The sequence below is a fragment of the Larkinella insperata genome, assembly GCF_026248825.1.
Classification (GTDB): Bacteria; Bacteroidota; Bacteroidia; order Cytophagales; family Spirosomataceae; genus Larkinella; species Larkinella insperata.
Genome location: NZ_CP110973.1, coordinates 3805692 through 3831696, shown reverse-complemented (window position 1 = coordinate 3831696; position 26005 = coordinate 3805692). Strand labels below are relative to the sequence as shown.

Below are 26005 nucleotides of genomic sequence, written 5' to 3'. Positions count from 1 at the left end.
ACGATTGAGTTCTATCATTTCAAATGCCGCCAGAACGACTGTTCCAGTTTACGTTCGCTGGCATACGAACCCGCCCGGGAGCGTGGCCCTTTCCCGGCACCTCCTCCGGCCAGCGCATAAAGTTTTGTCTTCAACGTCTGTTTTTCCGGCTGCGTCAGCGTTTTGCCAGCCCCCAGTTTCTGCAAAGCCGTAATAATCGCCCAGTTCGACAGCTGGCTGTTGATAATATCGGTTGTTAAAGCCGTGCTCAGGCGCTGGACGGCGGCCCTCTGCTGCTGATTTAACGTCTTTACTTCCAGAAAACCCAGCACCTCACCCACCAGCCGTTCCACCCGCAGCGGGTCATAAGTGCGTTCCTGACGAAGGTCGGAGTTGACTTTCGTTAAGTCACCGGTTAGCCGGATTTCTTTCTCCTTGATGGGCGGGGGATCGTACCCGCTTTTCTTGACAAAGGTGCGGGCCTTTTGTTGAGCTTCTTTCAGATAAACGAGCGCTTTATTTTCAAACGGCAGGGCTTTTTCGGGTTCGTATAACCGCAGGTGCAGCTCCGATTGCCACATTTGTTCCAGCGCCATTTTCAGCAAACTGCGCGTGGATTGTTCGTAAAAAGTATTCGCTTCACCGTCATCGTGCGAATGGATATACTGTTCCATCAATGCCGACAAAGGGTCGTTATTTTCACCCCCGGCCGGTTTGGCGTCGTGCTCGTGCTGGTGTTGATCCGGGGCCGGCAAATCCTTCTTCTGCGCTTCTTCCGCCTTTTCAATCATTTTGAAAGCGAAGGATTTAGGGGCGTCTTTTTCGCCTTCCGTATCGTGTTTATGAATGAACCCTTCCAGCACATTTCCTTCGGGTAATAGATCGTGTCCGCCGATGGAATTTTCAAATTCTTCCCCCAGGTATTGCCCGTACCGCAAACGCAGAACTTTCTGATCAAAACCGATTTCATTGGAAGAACTTTTAAACTCCTTGGCCGCCAGCTTTTTTCGCCGGGCAATAAGCTTTTCGGTATCAATTATAATCTGGCGCTGGCTGCGAAAATACTCCGGCATAACGTTCACCGCCATCGTCGCCAGTTCGGCTTCTTCCACCCTGGCGGTATCTTTATACACCACAAAATACGTATCCGACTTGGCAAAATTGGCGTCGGGCTGCTTGTTGTCCACGGCGGCCCAGTAGTAATACAGCTCATCGCCGGGCGCAAAACCGAGCGCTTTCAGGTCGATCACCTTGCTCAATTGAGCGTCTTTAAAATTGGCCTGCGACAGCGGAAACTTTACCTCCCGAAACTTAACGTTCTCGCCCGCACCACGCGCTAACGTTGCGACAATGAAGGCTTGCCGCACGTTATAATCATCCGAAATACGGGCCGAGACGCGCAGGTTTTTGTCGTCTTTCAGGAAATGAAAACGGTATAACTCTTTAGAGTCCGGCTGAATTTTCGGAGCCAGATCCGGCTGCGCTTCGAGTCGGTAGAAATCAGACTGATACACCAGCGAATCCTTCCCGGCGGGCGTTTTCCAGTGCGCTTTCAGGGCATACACCCCGGAGCTAACCAGCTGATCACGGTATTCGAAGGCAGCATTCGCTTTTTGAAACGGCCGCTCTTCCCCCCGGCTGTTGACCAGCCGAACAGAAAGGCGGTCTGCCTGGCTGAATTTTACCTGCCACGTCAGCCGCGAGCCGCTGACGGCCACGGCGTTTAAATCCGCCGAGTTTCGAACCGGCAAAGCCGTATAACCGGGCGGTGAAATTTGCAGCGAAGCCGACTGAAACAAGGGCACCGCCAGCCGGTTTTCTTCAGCCCGAACCGCAACAGGGCCTGCCCCTTTCTTCTGGACCGTTTGACTGGCTTGCATTAAAGGGAACTCGTAATAAACCGCCAGCACTACCGCCACCAGTAACCCGTATAAACCGGTTTTTGAAAAGATAACCGCAACCGCCTGTTTCGCCGGCATATGAACTCCCTGGATGCGCTCGTTCAGCCGGGCCAGCTGAAGCTGCTCGGCTATGTTTAATTCCGGTTTATCCAGCAGGGGCAGGCTGTATTCCGCGTCGCCAACGGTCCGATGCAGGATGGCAACGGCCTGCGTTTTTTTGTTCTGAAAAAGCTTGGTTAACCAGGCCCCGATCAGGAAGCCAGCTCCGCCCAAAAGCCCCGCCGTTGCCGGAGAAGCCTCCACAATCCGCGCCAGTACGTTCACCGCGAAACCGAGCAACAGACTGTTGATGAAAGCGTTGGCAATCAACTGGTAGGTAATGACCGATAACGTGCGTTTCAGTTCGTTCATGCGTTTTTTCTCAAAGCAATCCAGCGTTCCCCCCCCACCAGTAAAACAAAAACCAAAAAGAGACCGTTGCGAATTTTTTCCGGCTGGTCGGCCGCCGGTTTTGCTGTCGCGACAAACAGCCGATCAACCTCTTTTCGACTCAACGGATATGGGTTCGGGTTCAGTCGGAAGTGGCGCATGAAAAGTTCGCCCAACCATTCGGGCAGCCGACCAGCTTTTACTAGTTCGGCGGTTTGGGGCGTGAGCGGTTCGCCAGTATAGACTACGTTCGAAACCGTAGGCAGTTTCTGTTTACCCGAAACGACATAAAGCGTCCGGGCCGCTGGTTTAGCCACTTCCCGGTCGGTCAGTATCCAGTCGTATTGATCGTTTGCGGTCCGCTTCTTCTGAATTTGCAAATCAAGCCCGTATACTTCCGACAGCGCGTTCAGCGCGGCCCATACCGTTTGCTGTTCGTCGGCCTGCCGGTAATCGAGGAGAACGTGGATAGGTCCCTGGTGCGCGGGAGCCGCTTGGAAACGAACGGTTTTGTCCAAATCCGGGCGGGTTGTCAGTTGATTCAACCTGTTCACATACACGTTCTTACCGGCCGTCAACTCCAGGTAATTCGACTTAAGCCGACTTCCGGAATCGGCCAGCAAGTGCAGGCGGTAAGCCGTCGGAACCCGAATAAAGGGCGCACGGGCCAACCGTTCATCGTTCACCAGATAGAGGTTTAATTCCGTGAAATTCCTGCTCAATTCATTGATCGCCGACTGCAACGCGGTTGTCGTAAATACCCCCTCATCAGGCCGTTCGCTTAGGTTTTTTACGGGCTCGGTTGAGGCCGTTATCCAGTAAATCTTTTCGCCCTTTTTCAGGGCGCTTTCCAGTTCGAACCGAAAGTTATCGGCCAGTAGAGGATCGGGCTGCACCAGATGAATTTTCTGAACCGCGGGCGACTTGGTCAACCCGTTGAGGACGGGCTGGCTCAACAGGAAAGCCAGCAAAACAACCATCAGCCCCCGCAGCAGCAGGAGCAGCAGGTTGTCAAGCCGGATCCCGCGTTGCTGCTGCTGATCTTTTTCCCGGAGCCAGCGCGTAGCCGCCCACGCCAGGGTTTTCCCCTTTTTCTGATGCCAGAAATGGATGATTACCGGAACAACAACGGCCCCGGCTCCCCACAGCATCAACGGTTGTAATAACTCCATTACGCTCTCCTTCTTGACAGAAAATCTTTCAGCACTCCGGCAATGGGGTCACTGAGTTTCACGCGAATCAACTGAACGTGCGGTAGCCGAAGGTCGTCCTCCAGCGTTTTAAAATACTCCGAAATCGCTTGACGGAACCCCTCCCGGACCGATTCTGCCTGCACCTCCATTTCCCGACCGGTTTCCAGGTCTTTAACCCGGTAAAAACCGCTTAACTTAAAATCCGTTTCCTGCTCCCCCAGCACTTGAAAAATCACAATCTCCCGGCGCGGACTCGCTACGGTTTTAATCAACTCCAGCCACTCGTTATTTACCTGGAGCAGATCGGAAACCAGGATGAGCAGTTCTCTCTGTTTCTGCTGGAACTCCGGAAAACGGGCTTGACCCGGCGGCCATTGCCCGGCGGCTTCGGCTTTTTGCAGGGCAAACAAAATGCGCTGAAAAGCCTGCTTGCCCGCCGGAACCAACGTCTGTAACGCACCGTTTTGCAGGGCGTACAAACTCAGCTGGTCGTTCTGACGGTACCCCAGGTAAGCCAGCGAAGCCAGCAGAATCCGGGCGTAATTCAGGCGGCTCACCCCGTCTTCCCGGTAGTTCATAGAGCCGGATAAATCCAGCAGAAACCGGACTTGCAGGTTGCTTTCCGTGGCCGATTCCCGGACCAGGTGCTTGTCGGTACGGGCGAATAATTTCCAGTCAATGCGTTTCGGATCGTCGCCGGGCTGGTAATGCCGGTATTGTTCAAACTCCGTACCCGAACCGGAGCGCCTGCTGGCGTGAAGGCCCAACAGCAATTCATCACTGACCACTTTGCCAGCGAGTTGCAGGTTATTGAGCTTGATAAGGTCCGTGGTTAATTGCATGATCGTACTTGTTGTTTCGCAGAGTTTAACGGAGCGATTCAGAGGTAAGCAGAGACTCCGCTCAACTCCTATTCACTCCGCTAAACTCTGTGAAATAACCTCACTTTATTAATTCCCTAATGACCTGATCCGTCGTCACGCTTTCTGCTTCGGCGCGGAAGTTCAGGGCGATGCGGTGGCGCAGAATCGGGTAAGCCAGCGTCTGGATATCCTCCGGAACCACCGAAAACCGTTCGTGCAGCACCGCCCGGGCTTTGGAACACAGCACCAGGGCCTGCCCCGCCCGGGGGCCGGCCCCCCAGTCGCACCACTGTTTGACAAACGCCGACGAGCTGCTTTCGGGGCGCGTCGCCCGCACGAGCTTGTTGATAAAGCCGATCAACTCGTCGCTGATGTGCACCTGCCGCGTCAGGGTTTGCAAATCCGCAATTTCCTGCCCGGTCAGGACGGTTTGCAACACCGGTCGCGCGGTTCCGGTGGTGCTTTTCAGAACGTTTAGTTCCTCCTGTTCCGACGGGTAGCTGAGTTTGATGTAGAGCAAAAACCGGTCGAGCTGGGCTTCCGGCAGCGGGTAGGTGCCAGCCTGTTCGATGGGGTTCTGGGTGGCAATGATCAGGAATGGCCGGGGCAGTTCGTAGTCGGTACCGCCGTAGGTCACCTTGTATTCCTGCATGGCCTCCAGCAGAGCCGCCTGGGTTTTGGGCGGAGTCCGGTTAATTTCGTCGGCCAGCACCACGTTGGCAAAAATCGGCCCCCGGTTGAATTTAAAGAATTTCCGGCCGGTTTCGTGATCTTCTTCCAGCACTTCCGTACCGACAATATCACCCGGCATCAGATCGGGCGTAAACTGGATGCGCTTAAAGTCCATGTCCAGCGCATCGGCCATCGTTTTCACCATCAGCGTCTTGGCCAGTCCGGGCACCCCTTCCAGCAGGCAGTGGCCACCCGCCAGCAGGGCAATCAGGATTTGGTCAATGGCTTCCTCCTGCCCAACAATCACTTTCCCGATTTCTCTTTTCAGGTGCGGAAGCTTGGCAACGAGTGTTTTATAATGCGTCAGTTCCTTGGTTTCCAATAGCTAAGCGGTTAATGCGTAGGTAACAATATTGACCCCAAATTTGGTGTTGTCTTCGGCCAGAAAACGTTTGTTGCGAAAGTCGTAATCCCATTCACAACCGTAATCCTTGTTGCTGTAGAGAACGCCGATGCGTCCGTTGATCGAGATGGCTTTGAGGTAATCGTGCACCAGGTCGTCGCCCCAGCCGTTCAGCTCGAACGTGGTGGTGGGCGGCCCTTCGTTGAATTGAAAAAAACTCTGGTAAAGCGGGTGGGTGTTGGGGATTTTCTGCAGGGCTTTCGGGCCAAACGTGCGGGCCATTTCCTGCTCAAACGATTTGGCAAACAGGCCGTCGATATCGTGGTTGCAGTCGTCGACGAACACAAACCCGCCGTTCTGCACGTAACGTTTGAAGTGCTCCCGCTCCTGCGCCGAAAATTCCACCAGCTTGTGTCCGCTCAGGTAGCAGAACGGACTTTTAAAAATCTGGTTACTGGTCAGTTGAACAATCCGTTCTTTCTCATCCACCGGAATGGTGGTGTACTGAACCAGGGAATGCAGCAGGTTGGAGGGCATTCGCTGGTCCGTATCCCAATCGCCGGAGGTATACTGGATGCGCGTGAAAAAGAATGGTTTCAAAATCAGGTTGATGAAGTTGAGTATTAAAAGAGTTGTTTCGCAGAGTTAAGCGGAGAACATCAGAGGTGAGCAGAGGCTCCGCTAAACTCTGCGAAACAACTTTAAAATCTAAACTGCGTCCGAAAGACTACTAAACGTAAACTCCCGGATTTTCATCGGCGGAATCAGGTAATTGGCATCCGATTCGGTGCTGACCACGCGCTCCGGCTTGCCCAGCGCTTCGAGGTTGTTGAGCATGATGACCGGACTTTCGTTGAACCGGAAGTTCTTGACCGGGTGCTTAATTTTGCCGTTTTCGATGTAGAACGTCCCGTCGCGGGTCAGGCCCGTCAGTAAGAGCGTTTGCGGATCCACCGAGCGGATGTACCAGAGTTTGGTCACCAGAATGCCGCGTTGCGTGCTCTTGATCATATCGGCCAGCGAGGCTGTTCCGCCCGCCATGATGACGTTGTTGGGATACGGCACGGCCTTGACGCCCTTCTTCTGCGCCCAATACCGCGAGTAGGCCATGTTTTTCACCACGCCTTTCTCAATCCAGTTGGTTTTCTCCTGCGCCCGACCATCGCCCGACCACGGTGAAGCGGGCAGGTCCGGGTGCGTTGGGTCCGAATAAATCGTGACGCGTTCGTCCACAATTTTCTCGCCCAGCTTGGTCTTGCCGCCGGGTTTGCTCAGAAACGAACGGCCTTCGTCGGCGCTGCGGGCGTCCATGCTGAAAAAGATGTTTTCGAGCAGCACCGCGGCCGCCGTTGGTTCCAGAATAACGGTGTATTTACCCGGTTCGAGCGCCTTCGCGCCCACCGAACCAAGGCATTTCTGAACGGCAATCTTGCTGGCCGCTGCGGTGTCGAGCTTTGAAAAATCGCTGTAGCCGCGCGTCACGTAGCCCGACCCCGTCCCGTCGTCGGTGCGGACTGTCAGCGAAAAATTCACGTTTGTGCTCGGGTAGTAGGCAAACAAGCCCTTCGAGTTCATCATGGCCGAATAGCCCCGGTAATCGTCCAGAAAACCGGCGGCTGCCAGCTTCTGATTCCCCGATGCTTCCAGACTTTTGGCCACGGCCTCGGCCCGGGTGGCGGGGGTGATTTTGGCCGTCGACTCGAAATAGCCGTTGGTTTTCTGGTATTGCTGCGGCCCCAGCACGCCCACGTGCTCCGGATTTTCGGGAGCTAGCTGGGCCAGTTCCTCGGCCCGACGCACCACTTTCTCCAGCGAAGCATCGTCAAATTCGTCGATGGTGGCTACCCCCGATTTCTTTCCGAACGATGACTGAACCTGTAAATTCTGGTTAATCATCGCGCCACTCGTCGAAACCTCATTCCGGGCATAACGGATGTTTCCCCGCTCCTCGCCCGATAGGTTTACTTCGCACTCGTCGGCTTTCGAATAACTTAGTACCTTCTGAAGCAACGCTTTAGCTTCTGCTTCGGATAATATAACTGCCATTGTGGTTCTCTTTTAAATCTTCCGTGCGGTATTGATGACGTTAACTCCGTTAAAACGGGCGGTCGAACTGCCGTGCGATACGGCGCTCACCTGCATCGGCTGGCCCTTGCCGTCGAAGAACGAGCCGCCGAGCCGGTAATCTTTCTCGTCGCAAATCTGGGTACACGAATTCCAGAACTCCTGCGTATTCGACTGGTAGGCAACGTCTTTTAACATCCCCGCGATTTTGCCGTCCTTAATTTCATAGAACAACTGCCCGCCAAACTGGAAGTTGTAACGCTGCTGGTCAATCGAGAACGAACCGTCGCCGATGATGTAAATGCCTTTTTTGACATCCTTGATCATGTCGTCCACCGACAGCGGGGTTTTGCCCGGAGCCAGCGAGACGTTGGCCATTCGTTGAAACTGCACCGACCCCCAGCTATCGGCGTAACAGCAGCCTTGCGACTCGTTTTCGCCAATGATGTGCACCTGATCGCGAATGGCCTGGTAGTTGACCAGCGTACCGTCCTTGACCAGATCCCACTGCTTGGTTTTGACGCCCTCGTCGTCCCAGCCGACCGCGCCCAGCGAGCCTTCCTGCGTTTTATCGGCAAAGAGGTTGACCGGCTTGCTGCCGTAATTAAAGTTTTTAGTTTTCCACTTGTCCAGCGTGGCAAAAGACGTTCCGGCAAAGTTGGCTTCGTAGCCCAGCACGCGGTCCAGCTCCAGCGGGTGCCCAACGGATTCGTGAATGGTCAGCCAGAGGTGCGACGGGTCCAGAATCAGGTCGTATTTTCCGGCTTCAACCGACTTGGCGGTGAGCTTTTCCTTAGCTTGCCGGGCCGCGGCCGTCACGTCTTCCAGCATGTCGTACCCTTTGTTGTAGCGGGTCGTAATACCGGTAATTTTATCGCCCGGATTCACTTGCAGGTAATCGTACCCCATGCCCATTGGCGCGCTCAGTTCACCCCGCGTCTCAAACTTGCCGGATTTTGGATCGATGGACGTGACGGTAAAGGTGGGCCAGATGCGGTGAATGTCCTGATCGATGTAGGAACCGTCCGACGAAGCAAAATACTTCTGCTCGTTGACCATGAACAAGACCGAGTTAACGTAATTGGCCCCGTTTTTTAGGGCAGCGTCGTTGACCGACAGCAGCAAATCGACCTTTTCCTTGATGGGGACTTCAAAGGCGTTTTTTTTGATCGGCGCTTTCCAGCTTACTTCGCCAAAACCTTTTTGCGGAGCGAGTTGCACGGGTTGTTTCATTAGCCGGGCGTTGGCTCTGGCAATGGCCACGGCTTCTTCGGCGGCTTTGGCCGTTTGGGCTTCATTTTTGGCATCCACCACGGCCGCAAATCCCCAGCAGCCATCCACAATGACGCGCACGCCCACCCCGTAGGATTCGGTGTTGACAATGTTTTGTACTTTATCCTCACGCGTTGTCACAAATTGCCGCAGATACCGGCCAATGCGAACATCGGTATAGCTCGCCCCTTTGGATTTGGCGGCATTCAGGGCCGCGTCGGCCAGGCGTTTTTTAACAGCCACATCCACACCGGGTTCCAGCAGCGCTTCCGGCGCCACCGAGCGACCGAAAACCGTGCTGCCGGGCAACAGGATTGCGCCCGCACCCAGGCCGCTCCATTGAAGAAAATCTCGACGGTTCAAGTTTGTTTGTTAATAAAGAGTTATACGGTTCAAATTAAACGAAATAGCGGCCCTTCACCGTATGGATTCGGAAAATCACCGATTAGTAAAAAACATTCTGGGATTTATCCGAAACTCCGTCCAATTTGCTTCCACTTTCGTTTTTAGACTAAGATGCAAGATAACCAACCGCAAAGCCTCCCGCAATTTGGGTGATATTAAAAAAACGAGCCGTCTGCTTGCGGGCAGACGGCTCGTTCTGAAACTCGACAGCCAATTTACTGACCAGCCGCCTTTTTAACGGCCACGGCTTCCCCCACCGACCGCACCTCCATTTTGGCCGAGGCCGTTTTTGAACCCCGGAACTGACCATCAACCCGGATGGTATTCTGCCCCCGGATGATTTTGGGAATTCCCGCCGAAAGCGGCACGGTTTTGAGCAGCTGCCACTGGCTGCTCAGCAGGTTGACGGCTTTTCCATCACACTGCACAATCTGGCCTTCTTCCAGCGCAAACGGCAATTCGATGCGGTGGTGGCTGTTGATTTCAATCACCGGATTTTCCAGCGACGAGCTCGTCCCTTTTTCCCCGCCGGTCAGGTGGAGGGTAAACCGCAGGGGTTGCTCTGGATACGGATTCTTGAAGTCAAAGGTAGAAGCGACGGGTTCGCCGGGCTGCCGCACTTTCTGCTCGTGTATGAGGTACGCCTGATGAACCGGAACCAGCCGCCAGGTGCCCTCGCCCGCATTCTCCAGGTGAAATTCCCGGTTAATATCCCGTAACTCATTCTTCTGTTCCGCCGAGAAAGCACCCGATAAGCGGGCCGTTTCCCAGGTTTTGAGGGTGTTTAAGAGCGTTTCGCTAAACCCGTGTTTGCGGAGTGCATCCATCGACGTCGCCAGCCCGAAACCGGCGTCGAAACCGGTGGCCCGGGCCAGCATCCATTCCAGATCTTCCAGACTGGTTTCGGGCTTAACGCTGAACCAGCCCAGCATACCCGGCATCAGATTCCGCCGAAAATAATCCTGATTTTTCAGCCGATACTGCGTCTGACTTTCGCGAAAACCGGCGTACCAGGGTTCCCCCCAATTCATGCGCGTGAACGTGTGCCAGAAGTAATGCCCCGGGGTGCTGGCGTCGTTGATGACCGCCCCTTTCAGCTCCGGTTTTAGCTGGTCATACCAGGACTTGACAAACAGTTGCAGACCGTATTGGCCCAGGCCGGTTGCCCAGCAGCCTTCCAGACCGTCGAAAGAGATCTGGCGCAGGCCGGTTTCGTTGTAAAGTTTCGCCAGCGTGCCCGCCATCTCGGTTTGCAGGGCGTAGTCCGCCAGAAAAACCTGGTAGCCGTGATCCATCAGTTTGCGGATGGAGTCGCCCGCCCGGTGGCTTTGCGGACTGGTTTTGAACGCTCCCCGCGTGCAGTCCAGCAACGTCCAGGGGGCGCTTTCCGACACCGCCCGGTAACGAATAATCTCATTGCCTACCAGCACGGCTTTCAGGGTGTTGTTTTTCATCTGGTTGAAAAATTCCGGCGACTGAATCACGAGTTGGGTCGCTTTTTCGTCCACCGGAGCCGTCAGGACACTCGCGCCCACGCTGGCCAGCCGCTTGTCCGGCACCGGCGTCACGTACGCGTCATTCGTGGTGATAAAGTTAGACAGCGTGTGCAGCCCTACCCGCAGCCCGGCGGCTTCCGCCTTTTCGACGCAGGCCCGCAGGCTGGCCCAATTGTTCGGAAACTCTTCCTTTTTCAGTTGAAAATGACCCCAGTTTTCAAACGGACCGCCGTGGTAAAAATACCGTAGTCCGGCTTTCTGCGTCAGGGCAATGGCTTCCGCGACGTTGTGTTCGCCAAAATCCATGATGAGGTACGAGGCCGAAGCCGCCGGATTTCGCTTGCCCCACACCCCATCGATGACGGGGTGTGGCAATCCTTCGGTCAGCTCAATCTTTTCAATCACCGGCAAAAGCTGCGCTTCGGGTGCGCCCCAGAGGGCGATTTTGGAACCAATCACGCCCCCGTCTTTGAAAGCCGGAGCCACGTAGCTGGGGTGGTCCCAATTGGCAATCACCCGGTCGCTGAACCGGTTGCGGCAATACGCCTGAATCACACTGCCGAACGGTGTGGGTTTGGCGGTCTGCCCCCGGTAGAGCACTTTCTGATCACTGGCGACATCCACCAGACTACCGCTCTGGAAAATATCGTACGCCGGATCGATGTCGTTTTCGTAGGTGGGATAACCGCCCAGCGTTTTGATGTTCAGCGCCTGAATACCGATGCCGAACGAGCCGTCGTGCACCACGCCCACAGTTTCGCCAATCTGCTGGTTGATGGTGGTTGGATACGGCCCCCAGAGCACCAGCCTGACGTCGTTCCGGGGGGCCAGTGAAAGCAGTTCGAAGCGCAGGTAAGGGCCTTTGTTCTCGGCGGCCACGGTGGCCGTGTACCCACCCGGATACCGCAGCAGGATTCTCTTCTTACCCGCGTTGTACTCCATCGACACCGGTTTGATGGCTACCGAATCCTTCATCAGCGAAAGCAACGGCGCGGTTTCGCCTTGGGGAAAATACTCTCGGGAAGTGGCCTTGTCGGTCAGGCTGTACAGGTTGCCCGAGCGATCAAAGCTAAACCGTAGGTAGTCGGTGGTGAAAACGGTGGGCGAAGGAGCACGCAGCCCCAAAAGAGAAGCCAGCAGGGCAACGATCAGCGACAAGCGGGTAGTATAAGCAATAAGATGGGTCATTGAGCAACGGGAATGGTGAGAAAAGTTGGCCGGACCGCAGCGTGCCGCGGCCCGGCGTGAAATCAGGTGTTAGCGCAGGGTCGGGTCGAAGGTACCGCCCCAATCCTTGTTCTGCTGCAGGTTCGGGTTTTTTTCGATTTCGTCCTGCGCGATTGGGAAAAAATAGTACGACTCGGGCAAAACCATCTGCCGGGGTCCGTTGATAATCAGCTCCCGAACGGTGTAGGTAAAGTCCGTCGGCAGAAACACTTTCGAGCGGTCGTTGGGGTCCAGACCGGGCTTCAACTGGGCCTGCAAACCGGACTTAACTTTGCCGTTCAGGTCGGCCAGCCGCCGGGCCCGGCGCAAATCCCAGAACCGTTTTCCTTCAAACGCAAACTCGATAAAGCGTTCCTGATAAATAGCCTCCCGCAGTTCGGTCCGGGTCATGCCGCTTTTCAAGCCATACATTCCGTCCGTTCCGGCTTCAATCCCGGCCCGCTGCCGGATTTGCTTCAACACCGCCAGGGCTTCGTCCGGATGATCGGTTTCGTTGGCGGCTTCGGCGTAGTTCAGCAGAACCTCCGCGAATCGGATCTCAACCCAATCAACGGCGTTCAGGTCAACCTGCGCCTGGGGCAGCGAATTATCAACGCCTTTGCGGGTGTAAAAACCCGAACGGTTGTACTGCTGACCGGGGCCAAAGCCGTCGATCAATCCGCCCAGTTGCAGGTCGGTGTACAGCCGGTAATCGGCCCGGACACCGAGCGGAAATACCGAGCCGTTGTAGGCGATGGTGGCGTCGAAGCGCGGGTCGCGGTTTTGCCAGAAGGTTTGCACGTTGTACGGGTACTTGGCGGAAGTGCCCGGCTGTTTGCCATCTTTCATCGGATACTGCGCCACCAGCTCCCAGACCGGATTGTCGGCTCCGGTGCAGTTTTTAGACTGCGCCAGCGGGCGAATGCAGTGTTCCTGCCGACCGTTTACCCGGCCCGGATTCTGGTAAATCACCGTCATGACGCCCTCCTGGTTGCGCTCGTTCATCCAGATGCCCGCGTAATCCGGGTACAGGCCGTATCCCAGCCCTTCCAGAAACGTCTTGGCGGCTTTGGTCGCCGTGTAGGCATCGGCCCAGAAACTGTTGCTGTACGGATTGGATGGATTAAACTGCGGACTGGCTTTGTAGAGTTGCACCCGACCTTTAAAAGCCGTCGCCACCGCCTTGTCCATCCGGCCAAAATCCGCGCCGGTAAACTTGTCGGGCAGCATCTTGATGGCGTTGTCCAGGTCCTGCAAAATGAAGGCAAAACACTCGGCCGTCGAGTTGCGGGCGACGCTCAGCGAATCGGTCAACTGCTGTGGTTTGGCAAGAATGGGAACACCACCGTGGTAGACGACGGCTTTGAAATAATGGAAGGCCCGCAGGAAATGAGCCTGCCCTTTGAGGCTGTTTTTGAACGCTTCGGGGAGGGTGCCACCGTCGATTTCTGTCAGCAGGATGTTGATTTTCCGGATGGTCGCATAGGGCCAGTACTTAAAAGCCGCGTTGGAGGTAGTTACGTAGTCGGGACCGAGGATGTTGGTGCTTTCGTCGGCGTAATCCCCCTGGTTGACCGGCCAGCCGGGCAGCGATGCGTAGATATCGACCAGATAGGCATTCGCCAGGTTCTGGTCCCGCCAGACTTCGCTGGGGTTGTAAGCCTGCGGATTTTGCAGGTTGAGCAGGTCGTCGTTTTTACAACTTTGAATGAAAGCCGTTCCGGTTAGTAGGCAGAAGACGATGGATAGTATCTTTTTCATACGGTTCGGGGTTAGAAGTTGACGGTCAGGCCGGCCGAAAAGGATTTCATCAGCGGGTACGAATCCAGGGTTTCCTGTTCAGGGTCCATGACTTTGATCGGCGAAATCACGAATAGATTCCCGCCGTTCAAGTACACCCGGCAGGACTGCATTTTGAGGGTACTGATCCACTTCTGCGGCAGGTTATAGGACAGCGTGATGTTGCGCAGCCGCATGTAAGCCCCGTTTTTCAGCCAGAACGTCGACGGTGCCGGACCAAATTCCTCTGACCACTGCCCCGCCCGGGGGTACAGCGCGTCGGGGTTGCTGGGCGTCCAGTGGTCAGTCCACAGGGCGAAATACGGGCGGTCGCCGGTTTGAAAAACACCCCCGCCGTTGAGCGTGCGGATCATCCGGTCGTAGGCTCCTACGCCCTGAAAAAGCACGTCGAGCGACAACCCTTTCCATTCCCCAAACAGCGTAATCCCGTAATTGAGCCGGGGAATGCCGTTGTCGGAAAGATAGACCTGATCGTATTCGGTGATTTTGCCGTCGGGCGTGTTGCTGTTCCAGTCGGTTCCCCGAATGTCTTTGTACAGGATGGTGCCCAGCATCGGCTGCCGGCCAAATTGCGTAAAGCCTTCCGGCAATGCATCCAGCGTGGCCTGATCGCGAATGATGCCGTCGGAAACATAGCCCATGACCCGGTTGCGGGGATGACCGATGGCCGAGCGCCAGGGAGCCAGCCCGGCGGCCTCGTCGAGGGCCACTACCTTATCGCGGGCGTACCCCATGTTAGCCCCGACGGAATACCGGAACTGGCCGACCCGGTTGTTAAAATTCAGTCCGGCTTCAAAGCCCCGAACATCCATCTGGGCGTAATTCTCGGAACTCAGGGCGGCTCCGTACGTACCCGGTATCACCCGAATCCGTTGCCCTAGAATGTCGTAAGTATGGCGGTAAAAATAATCCATTTCGCCGGTCAGTTTCCCGTTCAGCAGACCGAAGTCAATGCCCGCGTTGTAGGTCAGCGCTTTCTCCCAGGTAATGTTCAGGTTGGGCGGGGTCCCGGCTTGAATACCGTTGTAGACCGAGTTGCCAAACACATACGGCGAGCCGGAAGTAAAATTGGTCTGGGCCTGATACGGCGCAATCAAACCCGCGCCATCGTCGCCCAGCAGACCGACCGACCCCCGAACTTTCAGGAACGAAATAGCCGGGACTTTAAAGAATTTCTCCTCCGACAGCACCCAGGCCGCCGAGCCGGAGGGGAAGAAACCCCACCGCGAATTTGCCGGAAAAATGTAGGAGCCGTCGTACCGGAACGAAAATTCGGCGATGTACTTGTTGCCGTATTCGTAGTGCGCCCGCCCCACCCACGACGCCCGGGCGTTGTGGTATTCACCACCGTTGAAGGTGCGCTTGGTGCGGTCCGTGGACGCATTGAAAATCTGATCAACCTGACGGCTTAGCAGATCCTGCGCGCTGCCGGTCAGCGTGTTGCCCACGGCTTTCTGCTGTTCGTAGGTCAGCAAACCGGTAACGCGGTGGGCGCCAAAAGCCCGGTCGTAATTTAGAAACCAGTTTAGCTGATACGCCTTATCAAACGTCGCGCTCTGCACCACCTGATCGAAGGAACTCGACAGGTTGTGGACGTTCATCTGACCGGGATCAACCGGCCCCGGCTGGTACCGGTTCGTGGTCGAACCCGGCAGAAACTTGTAGCTCCGGTTGAAGAGCACAAAGCTTTTGGCATTCCGGTCGCTGGCGGTGTAGTTGTACTGAAAACTGGTGCTCAGGCCATTGATGAATGGTATTTTCAGATCGAACCGGCCAATGGCGTTCAGGGTCCGGTCGGTAATTCGCCGGTAGCCGCCGTTCTGCACCAGTTCAACGGGGTTCCAGCCGCCGTTGCTGACGGGTAAGCCGTTGACGTAGTCGCTGGTGGGGTTGCCCTGCGCATCGACGTAAAACGGATACAGCCGCGTCCAGTTGAACGTCGCCCGGTAAAAATCGGCGATCGTGTACGATTCGGGATCATCATACGGCCAGTAAAACCGGTCCGACTCCCGCTGCGTGCCGCTGACGTTCAGGTTTACACTCATGTAATCGTTAATCTTGGCCGTTACATTGGAGCGAAAATTATAGCGGCCGTAATCCGTGTTCTTAAACGAGCCAATCGATTTATTAAACCCGGCCAGCATGTAGTACGAAATGTTTTCGCTGCCGCCGTTGACGCTGAAATCGTGCTGCTGCGAGGTCGGATTCTGCCAGATCAGGTCCAGAATGCTGTAGCTTTTGTCCTTGAAATAATCGAAGATCTCGGGGGTGATGGGTTTCGGATTGCCGAAGGTTTCGGCCTGGTCATTGATGTATTCCAGCTCCTGGGTGGCGGAATAACTCTGCAACGGACGGGTGGTCCGCTGGGCCGAAAAAACCGTCGAATAACTGAACACCGGTTTCTGCACCTTCCCGGATTTGGTTTTGACCAGCACCACCCCGTTGGCCCCCCGCGCCCCGTAAATGGACGCCGTGGCCGCATCTTTCAGAATGCTGATGCTTTCGACTTCGTTAGGGGCCAGCGCGTCAAACAACGCTTTCGACTGCACAATACCGTCGATGACGTACAACGGCGCCGTGTTATTGAAGGAGCCAATCCCCCGGATCTGAATCGACGAGGGGGCGCCTACAAAGCCCGAATTGCCGACCACGTTGACGCCCGGCACGCGCCCCGCCAGCGTATTGGACAAGGCCGCCGTGGGAATCGACGCGATGGCATCGCCCTTCACCGACCCTACGGCCCCGGTCAGGCTCGCTTTGCTTTGGGTACCGTAGCCCACCACCACGATCTCGCTCAACGACTGCGCATCGGGCGCGAGCGAAATGGTCAGCGCCGTCTGGTTACCAACGACGAGTTCCTGCTTCACGTATCCGACAAAGCTAAACACCAGCGTGGCTCCCTCGTTCGGGACCGTCAGCCGGAAGTTGCCTTCGCCGTCGGTCGTGGTTCCGCGCGTGGTGCCTTTCAGCACCACACTGACACCCGGCAGCGTGGTGCCTTTTTCGTCGGTAACCTGGCCGGAAACGTCCCTGTCAACCGGGGGAGCCGGAGCCCGCGCCCCGTCGGGCGAGTGGTCGGGCGTCGGTTTCGTGGGCAGGTTGATCAGAATAATCTGCCGACCCGCTACGTTGTAGCTGATCTGCAACGGCTTCAGCAGTTGGTCCAGCACCTCGCCCAGCGTCGCGTTCTGCACATTCAGCGTGACCGTCCGGTTCGACCGGATCAATTGCGGGCTGTACGAAAACCGGACATCCGTGGCTTTTTCGATGTCGCCCAGAACCGCTTTTATTTTCTTCTGGGATGCCTGAACACTCAACCGGCGGTTGAGCAACTCCTGTGCGGACAGATCATTGGCCCAAGATGCTCCGAAAAAGAGACAGGCCAGAAAGATTTGTGCCAGCGATAGCTTCATAAATCGGGTTAGTAAATGTTTCGCACGCTTCATACTTTTGTCGGGTTTGTTCGAAATCGTGAAAATTCGGGCAAAAAGAATCCCTGCGCAGTCCGGGAAGGCTGTGTCAGTGGGGAATTCCAGCCAGCGATGCTCGCACCATCGCTGGCCTTTTCGAAAGAAATCAGGAGTGGATGTTTCGGATCATAGAGGCAGAAAGTTTAGTTGAACACGTATTGAATGAACAATCTTGGTCTGACTCTCGGGGGCGTCGGGGCTATTCTGCCTTACAACCCGGCGAAGTAATAATAATCTGAGCTTCAACGATTTCGTACGCGGCTCCAATGGACTGGCAGATGACATTCAGCTTCTCCGACAACGTTTCGTCCGTCAGCGATGCCGTGAGCTGGCAGCCTTCAATGGCTTCTTTATCAACCACAATCTCCACTCCGTACGCTTTTTCAAGTTGCTGAAAAACCTCCACCACGGGTGTTTCGTCGTACACAAAGCTGGGTTGCGGCTCCTGCGAGGGTAGAATGATAGCCGGGTTTTCCACAAGGTCTTTCTTGAACTGCTCGGTTTGCCGGGTGAAAACCACCTGCTGGTTGGGCAGGAGCAGCACCCCCGCCCGTTGATCGCCCGACGGCTTTTCGTGGGCCTTGTAGCGATACACCGTTACCCGCCCGTTTTGCACCCGAACCGTCACCGCTTTGTTTTGGGCGAAAGCGTTGACTTCGAAGCGCGTACCCAACACGCGGGTGACAACGTCGTGGGCGTACACCAGAAAAGGTTTCTGCGGTTGGCGGACCACATCGAACACGGCCTTTCCCGACAAATACACCGTTCGGTCGGCTTTACCAAAATCTTCGGCGTAGCTCAACCGGCTGTTCGGATACAACAGAACGGTGGTCTGGTCGGGCAGACGGACGGTTTGGACGCCGGTACCGGAATTGACTTTTTCCAGCACCGGCGCCTGCACTGCGGCCAGTTGCTGTTCATACTGCGTTACTGTCGAATGCTTTCGGGACTGGGTCCATAAAAAAGCGCCGGACAGCAGCAGAAAACTGGCCGCAGCCGCGTAGGGTATCCAGCTTTTTCGCCAAAGCGGAGTAACGGACGCAGGATCGGTATACCCGGCATTGGTTTCCCGAATACGGACCAACAAACGGGATTCAGCTTCTTCGGATAAAAAGGTGCGGGTATAATCGGAAAGTCCTCGTTGAACGGCTTCGAACAACCGCAGGGCCTGCGTCCAATCTTCCTGCTGCCGGGGGTTAGCAGCCAGCCAGTCGTTCCAGAATTGGGTTGATTGGGCAGTCGGATGCAACTGATGCCGCAGAAAGGCGTCGTCGGTTACAAAATCGGTAATGCCGTAATGCTCGTAAGGGTTCTGCACGGAAATAGCCGGTCATTTGCAGTAGATAACACAAGCCGTCCCTTCATACTCAGCGGGTCGAAAAATTTCGGGGAAATTTTAAAAAAGCAGCCAGCCGCGCAGTTTTTCAACGGCCCGAAACACCAGGTTCTGCGCCGACTGCCGGTTCACCAGCATCATCTCGGCAATTTCGCCGTAGTCCATATTTTCCACAAACCGCAACCGAATGGCCTCCTGCTGCCGGTGCGGCAGTTGACTGATGAGCTTTTTGACCAGTTCCTGCTGATTAACGGCGTCTTCCGTGCGTGCCATTACCTCTTCCGCCGACGGTTCGGCCCAGAGGTCGTCAAACTCGTCCGCCGTGAGCGACTGATGCGGCCGGTCACCGCGTTTGAGCAGGTGCAGAATGCGGACTTTCAACGACTTCAGCAGATAATACCGAACGTTTTCCGGAACCGACAACCGGGTTTTCCTGGCCCAGATTTCGGTAAAAACATCGTGAATGCAGTCAAAAACGAACGCTTCGGAGACGGGCACCAGGCTCATGCCGTAGCGATACATGGCCTTCACGTGCAGGCGGTAAAGTCGCGTGTAAGCTTCTTCATCGCCCTCCTGAAAGGCCTCCCACAACCGGCGTTCGTTCTGACTATCAATCATAAAGGCATCTGTATTACACGGCGTCTGACAGGCTGCTGAACGTAAAATCCCGGATTTTCATGGGCGGAATCAGCGCGCCCCCTGCCCGAACCGGTTTGCCCAGGGCTTCAACGTTGTTGAGCATGATGACCGGGCTCTCGTTGAACCGGAAGTTTTTCACCGGGTATTTGATCTGGCCGTTTTCCACGTAAAATGTGCCGTCGCGGGTCAGGCCGGTGTACAGCAGCGTTTGCGGATCGACGGCGCGGATATACCAGAATCGGGTTACCAGAATTCCTTTCCGGGTGCTTTTAATTAACTCCGCCAGCGACTGACTGCCGCCCTGCATGATGAATCCGCTCGGGGGTGGCGTGGCTTTCACGCCCGCTTTCTGCGCCCAGTACCGCGAATAGCTCATGTTTTTGACAATGCCGTTTTCCACCCAGAGCGTTTTTTCCTGCGGACGGCCATCCACCCCGCCGACAAACGGCGAACCCGGAATCTCGACATTGGCCGGATCGGAATAAATCGTAATTCGTTCGTCAAAAAACTTCTCGCCCAGCCGGGTACCTCCGCCCTTGCGGCTCAAAAAGCTCCGGCCTTCTTCGGCGTTTCGGGCATCCAGGTTGTTCATCATCAAGCCAATAAGGTCACCGGCGGCCGTTGGCTCCAGAATGACGGTGTATTTTCCCGGTTCCAGCGCCCGCGCCTTGGTCGATGCCAGGGCTTTCTGCATGGCAATCTGGGTGGTTTCCTTCGTGCTTAATTTCGACACGTCGTTGTAATCGCGGGTAGCGTACCCCGAACCCGTACCATCGACCGTCCGGGTCGTTACCGAGAAATCGACGGATGTATACGGATTATAGCCGAATAAGCCCTTGTTGTTGGCAATGGCCGAAAAACCGGTCGTATCTTCCATGTAACCGGCCGCTGTCAGGTTCCTTTTGCTGCACGGGTCAATGCTGTCGAAAGCCGCCTGCGCCCGGAAGGCCGGGTCTATTTTGGCCGTACTTTCGGCGTATGCGGTGGTTTCGATGTATTTCTGCGGCCCCAGCATCGGCACGTATTCCGGGTTTTCGGGAGCCAGCCGCGCAATTTCCTCCGCCCGCCGGACGGTTTTTTCCAGCGAGTCGTCATCGAATTCGTTGATGGTGGCCGAACCGACTTTCTTGCCGAACACCGCCGTAACGGCCAGCGCCAGGTTTTCGGTTTCGCCACTGGTGGACACGGTGTTGCGGGCGTAACGGATGTTACCGGTGCGGTTGCCGCTCAGACTCACGCTCGTTTCGTCGGCTTTAGCGTACCCCAGCACTTTGTCCAGTATCTTTTTTGCTTCTTCTTTCGTCAGAATCGCCATGATCAGTTTGTTGCTTTACGGGTTTAAATCTTCCGTCCGGTGTTGATGACGTTTACGCCGTTGAAGCGCGTCGTGGGGCAACCGTGCGACACGGCGCTGATCTGCGAAGGCTGGCCTTTGCCGTCGAAAAACGAACCGAACGTGCGGTAGTCGTCTTTGTCGCAGAGCTGCGCGCACGAGTTCCAGAATTCCTGCGTGTTGGACTGGTAGGCGACGTCGTCGAGCATTCCGGCGATCTGTCCGTTTTTGATTTCGTAGAATAGTTGTCCCCCAAACTGAAAATTATACCGTTGTTGATCAATGGAATACGAACCCCGGCCGAGAATATAAATCCCTTTTTCTACGCCCTTGATCATGTCGGACACGGAGCGTTTTTCGGTGGCGGGTTTGAGCGACACATTCGGCATCCGCTGGAATTGAATCGAATCCCAGTTGTCGGCGTAGCAACACCCGTTCGACTCGGTGCCGCCCAGAATTTTGACCTGATCGCGAATGGCCTGGTAGTTGACCAGAATACCGTCTTTGATCAAATCCCACTCCTTACTCGGTACGCCTTCATCGTCGTAGCCCACGGTGCCGAGCGTATACGGTTGTGTTTTGTCGGCGACGATGTTGACCAGTTTGCTACCATATCGAAAGTTTTTCGACTTCCATTTGTCGAGCGTCGCAAAACTGGTTCCGGCGTAATTGGCTTCGTAGCCCAGCACCCGGTCCAGCTCGGTAGCGTGACCGATCGATTCGTGGATGGTCAGCCCCAGGTGGTTGGGGTCCAGCACGAGGTCGTATTTGCCCGGTGTTACGGACTTGGCGGTGAGCTTTTCCTTGGCTTGCCGGGCCGCGGCCGTGGCATCCTCCACCATATCGTAGGAGTTGCGGTAACCGATCAGACCGTTCGGCCCGGCAATTTTGTCGGTCGCCAAGCTATCCAGGTATTCGAAGCCCATGCCCATTGGCGAGCTGAGCGCGTCGCGGGTTTTGAATTTTCCGGCCTGCCGGTCCACCGCCGTAACGGTAAAGGTGGGCCAGATGCGGTGAACGTCCTGGTCGATGTAGGAGCCGTCAGTTGAAGCGAAGTATTTTTGCTCGTTGATAAAGAACAGGTTGGACGTAACAAACCCGGCGCCGTTTTTCAGTGCGGCATCGTTTACCTTCATCAGCAGATCGATTTTTTCCTGCACCGGCACTTCGAAGGCATTCTTTTTCAAAGGCGTTTGCCAGCTCACTTCCCCGACACCTTTCTGCGGGGCCAGCTCAACGGGTTCTTTCTGAATTTTGGCGTTGGCCCGGGCAATGGCCACGGCTGTTTCGGCGCATTTGGCGATGGCTTCGGGCCGAACGTCGCTCGTGGCAGCAAATCCCCAGGTCCCGTCGGCAATCACCCGGATTCCCACCCCGTAAGATTCCGCGTTGGTGATGTTCTGCAACTTCATTTCCCGCGTAAACAGGAATTGCTGCAAATACCGCCCGATTCGCACATCGGCGTAGGTGGCCCCCTGGCTCCTGGCGGCATTCAGGGCAACATCGGCCAGCTTCTTTTTCTGGGCCGCATCGGCGCGGGGTTCCAGCAGCCGCTCCACCGGAACGGCATTGCCCAGCACGGGAACGGAGGCCCCCACGAGCGCCCCCAGGCCCAGGCCGGAGAGCTGGATAAAATCCCTTCGTCTCATTGTGTTGATGGATTTAGTAAAACCGAAAGTTAGGAAAGCCTTTGGATTTGAACTGCGTTTTCCGCAAAAAACAGACATTTATCTGCCAATCTACACTATCGCCTTTCCAAAAGTCCTGAAAATGCCTCAGCAGCCAAACACCTCCTGTTTTACCGAAACCATCCAACAAACCTGCAAGGCTTGACCTTAACTATCCCTGGATTGCAATCCAGGGCATCCAGGTGACTAGGGTTAGAGTTTGCGATGCGGACGGGCGCACTAGGCGTCCTCTCTTCCGGGCCGCCCCGGGCTACACCCGGGGTTATCCAGCGTCAACCCCTGACGGGGTTGGTGGGGATTGAGCGGTTCGTTAGTTTTCCAGTTGACCGATGATGAGGAGTTGGCTGGCGTAGACGGCGTTTTCGGCGTACCGACGCGGATCGGTGATAGTCTGGTTGCGTTTCTGGAGGATGGCGGCTTTGTCCAGCGGTTCGGGCGAAACCGTCAGGGTGACGGTATGCGTCTGATCGGCTAGGGTCGGCAGGAAAAAGTAGTTCGACCGATAATACGTCGCGTAGCTGTCGAAGCGGGGGAAAAGCGCAGCCGGGGCATCATCGACGGTAACCGCGTATTGTCCGCAGCCGGGCCCGATGACATCGTATAGCCCCGCAACCGTCCCCTTGAATTTTACCCGAATCGACGCGCCCGGCTGGTTTGACTTGACCAGATACGGGAAGCGGTTTCGCAGCTTCCGGGCGACGGTGTCGTTGTCCGGTTTCAACTCCTGCCAGTTGCCCTGTTTGGTCAGCGACTGGACCGAAATCATCTGCGCGTGTTCCCAATTGTCGGCCACAAACGGTTCGGGAACGGGATGCGCACCGGGCCGCCCGACGGTAGCCAGCGACTGGATGGCGTTGGTTAGTGCTTGAGTGTACAGCCGGTGGCCCGTGTCGGAATAGGGATGTGTTTTGTCGGGCGAAAAAACTACCTTATCCGGAAACTCTTCTTTTTTGCCGCTCCAGACCAGCTTACCCTGCCGGTCTAACCGAATGACCTCCAGCCCCATGTGTACGGACGGAATCCTGTAATGATTGGCAATCTGCTCCATCGCCCGCACGGAATTGGGCATCCGGTGCGCCAGCAACGTCGGGGCCATAGCCGCATTGAGGGTGTACACAAAACAGATATCGGTGTTCCGGTTCTGACGCCAGATTTGCCGCACAATCCCTTCCATCGCCTTGTGAATTTTGTCCGGCTGCTGGCTGCTGTCGTTCACCGCAAACTCCACAAATACCAGATCCGGCTTATGCTCCAGTACGTGCTGCTGAAGCCGGAAAACGCCCAGATCGGAGCCGGTTCCGCCAATGGCCGCGTTGATGTGCGTCAGATTCGCTTTCGGGTAGTGTTCCTGAAACCACTTCAGCGATTGCTCGCGCCAACCGTTTTTGGCCTCGGTAATGCTGCCCCCGAAATAGGCGATGGAAACGGGCGCGCTTTTCCGGAGCTTCTGGAAAAAATTGGGCAACCCGGCCCGCACCAGAAATTCCCGGCTTTCCGACAGCGTGTCGGTTTGGGCCCGAACACTTCCGATGGAAACACAGACAAGCAGGAAAAAGACCGCAATCCGTTTCATAGGGACAAGTTATTTTTCGCGACGGGCCACCATTTCGTCAAATTCCTGGGCGACCCCCGAATCCATCACGGCCTTGTTTTTCCAGGCAATGGAGCCGTAAACCCCCGCCTGGCTGTAGTCAAACGGTTTGAAGCCAATCTTCTGGATCACGTCCGTGCGGGTCAGCCGGAAATCATGGGCCGCCGGATTGGCAAAACCCGGATCGGCCACAATCGAATGCTGGTCCTTACCGGTCTGCTGCCACTCCTGCACGGTCAGTTTGCCAAACGTCGGCTCTTTGGTCCGGGCATCCCAGTAACAATTCTGGTCCGACAGGAAGTTAAATTCCCCCCAGCGGCTGCTTAACAGGGTGCCTTTGTCGAAGTAGATAATGTTGTTGGTAAACAAAAACGACCGGTGCGGTTCAACACGCGTGCCCTGAAGCTGCGCCTTGATGTTGTCGGCAAAAATGTTGTTGCGGATGATGTTATCCCGGCCATAATGCTGGTGAAATCCCGAACTCTTGCAGGCATACACCAAGTTGTTTTCCATCACAATTCCCGTCGAGCCTTCATCGGTATAGAGCCCCCAGCCGCCGTAATCGAACGCGTAAATGTGGTGAATGACATTATTGGCCACCACCGTTCCCTCCGATGCTCCGAGCGTATACACCCCGCCCATGTCGCTCAAAACGCCCCAGCCCAGGTGATGAATGTGGTTGTACTCGACCCGGTTCCGTTTGGACGGACTAAACGCGTACCCCCAAACCCAGCCGACCGACACGCCGGAATACCGAAAATCGGCCACCTCGTTGTGCGACAGCACGTTGTCCCGGCCGTGAAAAATCACCAGCGCCACGGCGCAGGGAAACACATGGCCGCCCGAGTGCAGGATATTATTATCGACAACAATGTGGTGAGTCACTTCCGACGAATCGGGCCGGATGACGGTTTCGCCGATCTTGACGCCACTGGCTCCCAGATCGTATAGATAACACCGTTCGACCCGCCCGTTGGCGCAGGCCCGCCGGAACCAGATGGCACTGCCACCGGTGTGGGCGATTTCGCAGTTGATGAAGCTAATCTGATCGGCAAAATCCAGTTGCACCGTGGCTTCGGTCGATGCGGCTGCCTGCTCCGGTTCCACTCCCAAAACCGGCATCTGATACCCCGCCACCTGAAACGACAGGTTTTCAAAACGGATGTTTCGGGCGCGCTGGCCACTTTTTTCGTCGCCTTTGACGATTATAAACTTTTCGTGAACCGGCGCAAAACAGGTTGTTTTACCGATGGTTTCGCCGGGCCGGGGGCGGTAATAGAGCGTACCGGTCGGTTCGAGAAACCACTCCCCCGGTGCATCCAGCGCGGCTTTCAGATTTTCCAGAACAAACAGCGAATGGCGGGTAATCGGATTCCAGGGTTTCATGCCACCGCCGGTCATGTAAATCGCAGTGTCGGCCCGACTGACGGACAGGATCGGTTTGCGGGTATTGTCCCAGTGATGGTAAAACGTCACCACGGCGCGGTTTAACTCGGCGTCGGGCAGGCCGGTCAGCCAGGACAGGCTTTCCAGCGGAACGGTAATTTTCTGGGCGGCCAACTTGGCGGCCTCCCCTGTTCCTTTGTTCAATACCGTTTCGGTGACCGCTTTCGGTTGGTAAAAGCCATCGTTGGGCGTTTTGGCGCGGGTGGCCCGCTGGCCGTTGACGTAAAGCTGTTCAAATCGCCAGCCGTACCGCCCTACGTCCGGCACCTCGGTTTTCCAGAGGCTATCCGACACTTTCTCGAAGCCTTTCAGCCGGATGCCGCCGTAGAGCACCGGCATGTCGCCTGGTTCGCCCCTGAACACCAGCGGGGCTTTTTCCGTCCCCGCGTCCTCGGCCGTCAGCAAGAGCGGTTCGTCCAGCACGTACTCCCCCTTTCGAACCACAATTTCGATGGGGCCGACGGGCGGCTTCTGCCGACGCAGCAACCGGGCGCGGTTACGGGCACCGGCCAGCGTCGCCAGCGGTTTCCGGATTGTTCCGGGGTTTTGGTCGTTACCCGACGGAGCCACGTAAATCGTCTGGGCAAACGAATTAATCACCAGCAGCCACAGGCCAGCCAGTAGGAGAAGCGGAGCAGTCTTATGCATGGTTTAGGAGTGTACGTCATCTTAAAGCAGCCCGATAGGTTTTCTTACTACCGGTACATCCTAAACTACTATACGGCCTAAAAATATTTCTATTCGCAACACCGGATTGGTTACCTTAGCGTATACTAATCCTACACCCTTACTTCTTGATTATTTGACATGGAATCGCTA

The 26005-nt window shown here is 55.8% G+C and carries 16 protein-coding genes; all 16 read right to left on the bottom strand.

Annotation, left to right across the window (positions count from 1 at the left end; genetic code table 11):
- Positions 1-14: 14 nt before the first annotated feature.
- Positions 15-2291, bottom strand: coding sequence for a hypothetical protein (locus OQ371_RS15315; protein ID WP_265988960.1), 2277 nt, complete (start codon positions 2289-2291; stop codon positions 15-17).
- Complete coding sequence (locus OQ371_RS15310) at positions 2288-3481, bottom strand: BatA domain-containing protein (protein WP_265988959.1); 1194 nt, start codon at positions 3479-3481, stop codon at positions 2288-2290. The genes OQ371_RS15315 and OQ371_RS15310 overlap by 4 nt, the downstream gene beginning before the upstream one ends.
- Positions 3481-4344: a DUF58 domain-containing protein gene (locus OQ371_RS15305; protein WP_265988958.1), complete on the bottom strand. Its 864-nt coding sequence runs from the start codon at positions 4342-4344 to the stop codon at positions 3481-3483. The genes OQ371_RS15310 and OQ371_RS15305 overlap by 1 nt, the downstream gene beginning before the upstream one ends.
- A gap of 100 nt (positions 4345-4444) precedes the next feature.
- The gene (locus OQ371_RS15300; RefSeq protein ID WP_265988957.1) at positions 4445-5419 is read right to left on the bottom strand and encodes an AAA family ATPase; all 975 of its coding nucleotides are present in this window, start codon (positions 5417-5419) and stop codon (positions 4445-4447) included.
- Between the two features lie 3 nt (positions 5420-5422).
- Positions 5423-6040 carry a DUF4159 domain-containing protein gene (locus OQ371_RS15295; protein WP_265988956.1) on the bottom strand — a complete coding sequence of 206 codons (618 nt, stop codon included), beginning with the start codon at positions 6038-6040 and terminating at the stop codon, positions 5423-5425.
- A 108-nt stretch (positions 6041-6148) separates the two neighbouring features.
- Positions 6149-7486 (bottom strand): TldD/PmbA family protein, encoded by a 1338-nt coding sequence (locus tag OQ371_RS15290; RefSeq protein WP_265988955.1) that lies wholly within the window; start codon positions 7484-7486, stop codon positions 6149-6151.
- Between the two features lie 12 nt (positions 7487-7498).
- Positions 7499-9139, bottom strand: a complete 1641-nt coding sequence (locus OQ371_RS15285; protein WP_265988954.1) for a metallopeptidase TldD-related protein — start codon at positions 9137-9139, stop codon at positions 7499-7501.
- 257 nt (positions 9140-9396) lie between these two features.
- Positions 9397-11865, bottom strand: coding sequence for a hypothetical protein (locus tag OQ371_RS15280; protein ID WP_265988953.1), 2469 nt, complete (start codon positions 11863-11865; stop codon positions 9397-9399).
- A 69-nt stretch (positions 11866-11934) separates the two neighbouring features.
- The gene (locus tag OQ371_RS15275) at positions 11935-13644 is read right to left on the bottom strand and encodes a RagB/SusD family nutrient uptake outer membrane protein (RefSeq protein ID WP_265988952.1); all 1710 of its coding nucleotides are present in this window, start codon (positions 13642-13644) and stop codon (positions 11935-11937) included.
- Between the two features lie 11 nt (positions 13645-13655).
- Positions 13656-17129 carry a TonB-dependent receptor gene (locus OQ371_RS15270; RefSeq protein WP_265988951.1) on the bottom strand — a complete coding sequence of 1158 codons (3474 nt, stop codon included), beginning with the start codon at positions 17127-17129 and terminating at the stop codon, positions 13656-13658.
- Positions 17130-17352: 223 nt separating this feature from the next.
- Positions 17353-18471, bottom strand: a complete 1119-nt coding sequence (locus tag OQ371_RS15265) for a FecR family protein (protein WP_265988950.1) — start codon at positions 18469-18471, stop codon at positions 17353-17355.
- Positions 18472-18549: 78 nt separating this feature from the next.
- Complete coding sequence (locus OQ371_RS15260) at positions 18550-19107, bottom strand: RNA polymerase sigma factor (protein WP_265988949.1); 558 nt, start codon at positions 19105-19107, stop codon at positions 18550-18552.
- Positions 19108-19120: 13 nt separating this feature from the next.
- Positions 19121-20443, bottom strand: coding sequence for a TldD/PmbA family protein (locus tag OQ371_RS15255; RefSeq protein ID WP_265988948.1), 1323 nt, complete (start codon positions 20441-20443; stop codon positions 19121-19123).
- Positions 20444-20466: 23 nt separating this feature from the next.
- Complete coding sequence (locus OQ371_RS15250; protein WP_265988947.1) at positions 20467-22110, bottom strand: TldD/PmbA family protein; 1644 nt, start codon at positions 22108-22110, stop codon at positions 20467-20469.
- A gap of 349 nt (positions 22111-22459) precedes the next feature.
- Positions 22460-23722, bottom strand: a complete 1263-nt coding sequence (locus OQ371_RS15245) for an SGNH/GDSL hydrolase family protein (RefSeq protein ID WP_265988946.1) — start codon at positions 23720-23722, stop codon at positions 22460-22462.
- 9 nt (positions 23723-23731) lie between these two features.
- The gene (locus OQ371_RS15240) at positions 23732-25834 is read right to left on the bottom strand and encodes a right-handed parallel beta-helix repeat-containing protein (protein ID WP_265988945.1); all 2103 of its coding nucleotides are present in this window, start codon (positions 25832-25834) and stop codon (positions 23732-23734) included.
- Positions 25835-26005: the final 171 nt, after the last annotated feature.